Origin of the sequence: Prevotella sp. P5-64 (assembly GCF_002251285.1) — a bacterium.
Lineage (GTDB): Bacteria > Bacteroidota > Bacteroidia > Bacteroidales > Bacteroidaceae > Prevotella.
Window position 1 is genome coordinate 1 of the sequence record NZ_NPJK01000012.1, and the last position, 3,629, is coordinate 3,629.

Here is a 3,629-nt window from a genome sequence, read left to right on the forward strand (position 1 = left end):
GAAAACGAGTCGCATAAAGGCTTTTGTCTTCAGATTCATCTCCGTACCTGCCAAGTGGATCATGACTGCAAGGCAATACGTGCTGAATATCTACACAGAGAACCGAGCTTATGCAAAACCCTTCAAAACAGAATTCGGATAAGAATCCTTTCTTTCCGGTTTGAATCTGCGTATTACCTCAAGTCGCATCGTGGGGTAAGGGGATGGTGGCTACATATTGATGTTGTGCTGTTGCTTTTTACTGAAAGCTGCTACTAACGACTCATAAATCTACCCTTAATCGTGTATTGGATGATAGTTGCGGATTTTAGGATTCAGATAAATTCGCAACATTTCGTTTGCTACTATTTTTGCAACTTTAAAATCGCAAATCGTAGAAAAATTAGGGTCTCTTTCAAAATAAAATGTTTCCATTGTCATTTGAATATCTTGTTTTCCTCTCAGAAAAAAGTACTTATCCAAATGCGTACTTCCCGAACGGTAGTATTTATAGAAATCAATGTTCTTATTGTAGAAATTCTCTAACTGATTCAGTTCATTGATGAAATAATTTTTCAGCACACAATCTTGTCCGTTGGGGCGCATCATTTCGATGTTATACACTTTCCTGTAATAGATTAGTTTACTAAAAAACTTGGGTTTTATTATCTTGAAAAAGAATATTTCATCCATTTCACTTTTGAACTTATAAAACGAAACTATTTCTTTCAATTCCGAGAACCCCTGTTCCAACAGCAATATTATTTGAGGAATATCTTTAATCCTGTCATTTAAATCGAGTTCATGCATCCTGATTTGATGTTCTAATTTTTCTGCAATGTTTTTTATCTTATCTTTCATTTTTATTGATTTTGAGTAAAAAAAAGGATGATATCGTCAGTTGACGACACACAAAGGCGTTCACTGAATTCCGATAGGATTCAGTGAACGCGAAGCAACAACATGTCGCTGAAAGATAATTAGTGATAGATTTGCCAGAAATACATAATACAGAATTTGTTGAAATCAACACCTAATCTTACTTATAACTTCCTTTGATTCCGTAGTCGGTATCCTGATTATTCAGCGATTTAGTACCGACAAGATGAGTTTTTCCGAAATTAAAATTCCAAGTGAGCGTGGCAACGAGAATTCGGGATGCATCGCTAAAACTTTCTCTTCGGAAAGGCGCTTGTGCATTTTTGTTTTCCATAATGGTTCGGGAAACATTCTTAAACGGATTGAACGCACCTATGCCAAAAGAAAAATTAGTCGCATTGTACCGGATAGCCAAGTAGTGATAATTACCATCCTTTATGACGGTTTCGCCGTATAACCTTTCGTCAAAAGGCTGTAGCTGGCCTATCAGCATCCATTTCTTATACATTGCCAAAACATCTGCCCTGTAATAAAAATTAGAATGGGTATGCGAATAGTTGTTCCCACGACTGTCAAAGTGGTTGAAGCCTCCTGTAACCGAAAATTGCAGGAAGTTTTTTATCATCCCTACTTTCAATGTTATCTCCGCATTATACTTATTCCAATCTTTCATGTTTTCGGGCATTGTCAGGAACACATTTCCATGTTCTCTTTTCGATTCCATGATAGGATTGTGTTTGTAGTGATGATGCAGGCTTGCATTGAAAGCGAACAACCCTTTTCTGTTTTCGTAATATAAATTATTATTCAGATTCAGGTACGGTTGAAGCAACAGATTCCCTTTCTCGGCAAGATACGAGTCAAGACGGATTTCCGTGTCGGCCAACTCCATCAGGGTTGGATTCGTTTGACTCATCTCCGCATCATACCGGATAAAAGAATTATCACTGAACCGATAGCCAACCATCGCTTTGGGTAAGAAATGGTAATAGCTTTTGGTAACAGATACATTGGAAAAATGCAGGCGATTCAGGCGAAGTCCCAAGCTATAGCTGAATTTGCCCTTACTATAAAACCACTCTGCAAAAACCGACGATTCCGCCTGATTCAAATCCGATTTGAATTCCTCGCCCTGATTAATTGTCTGCTCTGTAAACGACTGAATATGTTTTATCCCGAATTTCAAATTTCCATGGGCAAATCCTTTTTCGTATATGCCTTCGGCAATCAGTGAATATTTATCGGAAAACAGTTCCGAACGTTCGCTGAAAAGAGTATCAACATCGTTGTATTCGCAGTAATTCCGCGAAGATGCTGCGTTCGCATAACTCCCCACCACATTAGCATATATTTTCTGATTTTTGGGTAAACCATACTGGTAATACAAGTCGATGGTAGGAACATTAATTTTTTGCTGACTTCCGTCAAAAATCAACCCTTTGTCCGTGCCATTCTCTTTTAGAAAACTGTTGAAATCGTTGTGAGGCTGATTGCTCAGATTATATTTCAACTTGGCATTGAAAAAAGCCGAATCGCTCTGCTGATAGTTGTATGTCAGCGAAAAATCATGCATTTGGTACGAATAATCACCTCCGGCACTGATTTCTTCCCTCAATATAGGGGATGAATTTTCAAACTGATAACTACCTGTGCGATTTCTGTTATTCGTGTTGATGCGTTGAAACGTTGCGGTGTAGTTCAAAGCATATTCCGATTTTCCTTTGTTGAATTTGGCAAAGAAAACATCGCCCCCTGCAAGGATATTCAGCGAGTTCATCAAATCCACACCAACAACACCGCCTTTATCATCCCTTACTACCACGTAGTTGATAACTTTGGAAGCATGTCCGTATCGGATACCTGCATAATCCGAATATTCTATCCGCTTGATTTGGCGGGGTTGCAAGGTCTGAATTTCTTCCGGCGTGGTATTTACGCCGTTAATCTGCAAAATGACTTTCCCGCCGTCGGATGATGAAATCGTATTCAGCATCGGATTGATGTTCAAGCCGGGAAGCATCATTGTATTCAGCAATTGCATTCCGTTGGCAGAATGGCTGATTTGCAATTTTGTCGGGAACACAATCCGTTGGTTAATCTTGTTTATTGTGGAAGAAGCAGAAATCACCACTTCCCCAAGTAACAAAACATTTTCATTCAAATACACATCTATTTGTGCTGATTCCGTCAGATTCTGTATCAAAATCCGCTTTGTTTCAAATCCTAAACAGGATACTGACAGCACATAATTATCTGTGGGAAGATTTTCAAATTCAAATCTTCCGATAGTGTCTGTCGTTGTTCCTTTCAGAAAGACTGAATCTTGTTTGAATAGAACGACATTAGCAAACTCAACAGGTGTTTGCGTATTTTGTTGAAGTACTCTTCCTGAAACATGAATCGATTGTCCGGACACACTTAGGCCGGAATACAGGAAAAATACGATAAGATATAATAATCGAGCTTTATTAAAGTCCATACCCTTAATTCCGCAACACTATAATTTAACTTTATTTATAAGTTCCTGAGCAACAATAAGTTGCCTAGGATTTTGCCGTGTCAGATTTTTCACTTATCTTAGTGTTGCAATTAGAAAACAAGCGAAAATCGTAACAAGGCGCTGCAAAGGTGCAAATAAAATTCGAAAAACTCACACCTTTTGGAGGAATTTTTCAATCATGGAGAAATTTGACTCCATGCTTTCACCCGTTATCGACTCAACACTGGGTCAGAGATGCAGCAGTATCTTCGGATATCAGTTCAACGAAAAG

General features: G+C 38.5%; 2 protein-coding genes and 2 pseudogenes. 2 read left to right on the forward strand and 2 right to left on the reverse strand.

Going from position 1 to position 3,629, the window contains the following annotated elements; translation table 11 throughout:
- A pseudogene (locus CIK87_RS13895) lies at positions 1-142 on the forward strand (IS1380 family transposase); the annotation flags it as partial.
- Positions 143-276: 134 nt separating this feature from the next.
- Here CIK87_RS13895 and CIK87_RS03080 read toward each other — a convergent pair.
- Both CIK87_RS03080 and CIK87_RS03085 read right to left on the reverse strand, forming a co-directional pair.
- The gene (locus CIK87_RS03080) at positions 277-840 is read right to left on the reverse strand and encodes an RteC domain-containing protein (RefSeq protein ID WP_052484764.1); all 564 of its coding nucleotides are present in this window, start codon (positions 838-840) and stop codon (positions 277-279) included.
- A gap of 178 nt (positions 841-1,018) precedes the next feature.
- Positions 1,019-3,337: a carboxypeptidase-like regulatory domain-containing protein gene (locus tag CIK87_RS03085; RefSeq protein WP_044064959.1), complete on the reverse strand. Its 2,319-nt coding sequence runs from the start codon at positions 3,335-3,337 to the stop codon at positions 1,019-1,021.
- A 149-nt stretch (positions 3,338-3,486) separates the two neighbouring features.
- Between CIK87_RS03085 and CIK87_RS13900 the strand changes: the two are divergent.
- Positions 3,487-3,629: pseudogene (locus CIK87_RS13900) on the forward strand (IS1380 family transposase); the annotation flags it as partial.